Source organism: Planktothrix serta PCC 8927, assembly GCF_900010725.2.
Lineage (GTDB): Bacteria > Cyanobacteriota > Cyanobacteriia > Cyanobacteriales > Microcoleaceae > Planktothrix > Planktothrix serta.
The window spans coordinates 1-3,340 of the sequence record NZ_LR734851.1 but is presented as its reverse complement, the minus strand read 5'-3'; the positions used below and the strand labels follow the sequence as shown (position 1 = coordinate 3,340).

Here is a 3,340-nt window from a genome sequence, read left to right as displayed (position 1 = left end):
AAAACCCGTTAAAACGGGTTAATGAAGAATGATCTTAGTCATCTTTAGATGACTTCAGCTTTTAGCCCGAACTTGAGTTCAGGGCTTCGGAGGCTTAAGTTGACGGACTTTGGGGAAAACCCCGCCCCTACAAGGTATTGTTTTGGGTTGTGTAAATTATCAAGGTGAAATTATGCCACATAGTCTTGTTCTCAATTTGTTGCCACTTTCTTCTATTCCCTTAAACTATTTAACGGGACGACACCTTCATGCGTTATTTTTAACGTTAGTTAGTTCCGTTGACCCCAAATTAGGGACTTATTTACATGAACAAAAAACCGATAAAGCGTTTACTGTGAGTCCGTTACAACTCAGTAAAACGATTAATCAGAATGTTCTTCAATGGCAACATAAAAAAACCATTTCAGCCGAAACTTCTTGCTGGTTAAGAATTTCTTTGTTGGATGATAATTTGTTTAGTAATTTGAGGGATTTATGGTTAAATCTTAACCCTCAACAACCTTGGCATTTAGGCCCTGCTGATTTACAAATTACCAGCATTTTAGGAACACCTCAATCAACTCAACCTTGGGCTAATTTTTCATCCTATTCTCAATTATATGAACAAGCCTCTGATGAAAACCGTCAAATTGAGTTGATTTTCTGTACGCCAACAGCCTTCCGTCAAAGCAATTTTGATTCGGCTTTACCGACGCGCGAGAGTGTGTTTGGGTCGTTATTAAGGCGTTGGAATCAATATAGTGGGATTGCGTTTGAAGACACTCTAATAGAACCGATTTTTCCCAGTTTCTTTAATATTAGAACGGAGATTTTAGCAGATTCTCGCAGTAAGTTTATTGGCTGTGTGGGAGTGATGAATTTTAGAATTATGGGAGATGTAGACCCAATGGTTATTAAACAAATTAATACGTTGGCTGATTTTGCCCTTTATAGCGGTGTCGGACGTAAAACTCCGATGGGAATGGGAATGGTAAGAAGAATTGTTAACTGTTGACTGTTGACTGTTGACTGTTCTCAAAATTATCTGTTTTTTGCTCAATAAGGTTAGGTGAATTATGCAAACAATTGATTATATTCCGATTTCGTCTTTGAATCATTTTGCTTATTGTCCCCATCGCTGTTGGCGAATGTTTTGTGCAGGGGAATTTGTTGATAATCAGTATACCATAGAAGGAACGAGTTTGCACGATCGCGTTCATAGTTTTGGAGAACAAAATCGAGAGGAAGTTTGGCAAGTTCGGGCGGTTTGGTTGAAATCTGAACGTTATAAATTAATTGGAAAATCAGATTTAATTGAATCACTATCTGGCGAATTTTACCCCGTAGAATATAAACGGGGACGGAAAGGGGAATGGGATAATGATGAAATGCAGGTGGTGGCGCAAGCGTTATGTTTAGAAGAAATGACGGGTAAAACTGTAACCAAGGGTTATATTTATTATGCCCAATCTCATCAACGTCAACCTGTGGAAATTTCTCCAATATTACGAGAACAAGCGATTAATATTATTGATCAGGTTTTCGAGCTTTTACAAACAGGTAATCAACCTTTAGCGAGTTATCAAAAACGCTGTATGGGTTGCAGTTTGTATGACTCTTGTTTACCGAAAATTGCAGCAAAGGTGAGTCGATATCGGGAGGTGATTGTTTAAGGTAAAGGTATTGCAGTGCGAGTGTCCTCGCTCGCTAGTATTGATAGATTAGAGACAGTAATTATGTTGCGTGCGCTGCGCTTACACAACCTACAAGTTAATGTTTTTGAGGTTAATACAATGGGAACAGTTTATATTACGGTTGATGATTCGTTTATTGGTAAAACGGATGAACGGTTAACGGTGAAAGCGGATAAGAAAAATGTTTTGGATGTGCCGTTAATTAAGGTAGATGGAATTGTGATTTTAGGACGTTCAACGGTATCTCCGGCGGTCGTTCAGGAACTTTTGGAACGGCATATCCCGTTAACCTTTTTAACAGATACGGGGCGTTATTTAGGACGATTAGAACCCGAAATGACTAAAAATATTTTTGTCAGAAAAGCGCAATGGGAAGCAGCCGGAGAGTCGGAAAAGGCGTTACATTTAGTTCGGGGGTTTGTGCGTGGAAAGTTGAAGAATTATCGGGTGCTGTTATTGCGACAAGGGCGAAAATATTCTAATTTGCAATTAGATGATAATGTGACTCGGTTGGATAATGCGATCGCCCCTATTTCTTATACCAATAATATTAACTCTTTACGCGGTTTAGAAGGGGCGGGAAGTGCGGCTTATTTTGGAGTATTTGATCAGTTAATTCGGGGAGATGGTTTTAGTTTTCAAACTCGCAACCGTCGCCCTCCCACAGATCCGGTTAATTCTTTGCTCAGTTTTGGTTATTCTTTATTGTGTCATGATGTACAAAGTGCGGTTAATTTAGTCGGGTTTGATCCTTATTTGGGTTATCTTCATGTTCAACATTATGGTCGTCCGAGTTTGGCTTTGGATTTAATGGAGGAGTTTCGACCGTTAATTGTGGATTCTATGGTATTGAGTGCGATTAATTTAAAACAGTTGACTCCTGATGATTTTACCACAGAACCCATTAGCAATGCGGTGTTTTTAAGTAATGAAGGACGGCGAACTTTTCTAAAATTATATGAACAGAAAAAACAATCTAAGTTCAAACATCCAGTTTTAGGTAAACAATGTACTTATCAAGAGGCGTTTGAACTTCAAGCGCGTTTGTTAGCTAAATATTTGATGGGTGACATTGAAAAATATCCGCCTTTGGTGTTAGGATAGTTATGTTTGTTGTGGTGTCTTACGATATTTCTGAGGATAAACGTCGCACTAAGATTCACTCGATCTTGAAATCCTATGGTCAATGGATGCAATATAGTGTGTTTGAATGCGAGTTGACTAACACACAATATGCTAAATTGCGATCGCGTCTCAACAAAATTATTAACCCTGAAACGGATAGTATTCGCTTTTATTTCCTCTGTGCTTGTTGTCAGGGTAAAGTTGAACGCATCGGCGGCGAACAGCTACGCGATAATACGATTTTTTTTGCTTAGTGGCGACAACCTATAGCTGTTTGGGAAAGGGTTGCTAAATTAATGGCTGAAACTTCTATCTGTTCTGGGTTTGAACCCTCTCGACTATCTGGGGAGGTTGTCAGAATTCCTGAATGCTTTATGGAGATAGGGTTTCAGCCTTTTTTTATTTTTGCCTGTTGACAAGCCGATGGCTGAAATGATATATTCAATTGAGGTTGTCAGAATCGTACCTCGAAAACTAAATATATCAAGGGTTTCAGAAGCCTGCGGTTGAAATCAGCTATAATCCCTATCAGGGATTGAAAC

Annotated in this window: 4 protein-coding genes; all 4 read left to right on the top strand. The window is 39.0% G+C overall.

Features of this window, described 5'->3' with window-relative positions; translation table 11 throughout:
- Positions 1-172: 172 nt before the first annotated feature.
- The 4 genes from cas6 to cas2 all read left to right on the top strand — a co-directional run bounded on the left by cas6 (position 173) and on the right by cas2 (position 3,052).
- Positions 173-994: a CRISPR-associated endoribonuclease Cas6 gene (gene cas6 / locus PL8927_RS07310; RefSeq protein WP_083619101.1), complete on the top strand. Its 822-nt coding sequence runs from the start codon at positions 173-175 to the stop codon at positions 992-994.
- 61 nt (positions 995-1,055) lie between these two features.
- Entirely contained in the window at positions 1,056-1,652 is a 597-nt protein-coding gene (gene cas4, locus PL8927_RS07305) for a CRISPR-associated protein Cas4 (RefSeq protein WP_083619099.1), read from the top strand.
- A 120-nt stretch (positions 1,653-1,772) separates the two neighbouring features.
- The gene (gene cas1d, locus PL8927_RS07300; RefSeq protein ID WP_083619097.1) at positions 1,773-2,777 is read left to right on the top strand and encodes a type I-D CRISPR-associated endonuclease Cas1d; all 1,005 of its coding nucleotides are present in this window, start codon (positions 1,773-1,775) and stop codon (positions 2,775-2,777) included.
- A 2-nt stretch (positions 2,778-2,779) separates the two neighbouring features.
- Positions 2,780-3,052 (top strand): CRISPR-associated endonuclease Cas2, encoded by a 273-nt coding sequence (gene cas2 / locus PL8927_RS07295; RefSeq protein ID WP_083619095.1) that lies wholly within the window; start codon positions 2,780-2,782, stop codon positions 3,050-3,052.
- Positions 3,053-3,340 lie beyond the last annotated feature (288 nt).